The organism is Dietzia sp. CW19, from assembly GCF_014145265.1.
GTDB classification, from domain to species: Bacteria; Actinomycetota; Actinomycetes; order Mycobacteriales; family Mycobacteriaceae; genus Dietzia; species Dietzia natronolimnaea.
Window position 1 is genome coordinate 14,022 of the sequence record NZ_JAALEE010000563.1, and the last position, 237, is coordinate 14,258.

Sequence of the window (237 nt, forward strand, 5' to 3'; positions counted from 1 at the left end):
CATCTACAACGTCGCTAAGGGTGTCACCGCGTCGTCCCCGCGCAGGCGGGGCTGTTCCCGCGAACCAGTTGTCGAACCAGCGGTCGATCGCGTCGTCCCCGCGCAGGCGGGGCTGTTCCCGACCCGCGCGTGCCAGTGCACCGTCTGCCCGCGTCGTCCCCGCGCAGGCGGGGCTGTTCCCTGGTTCCGCAGCTCCTGCAGCGCATCGAACTCGTCGTCCCCGCGCAGGCGGGGCTG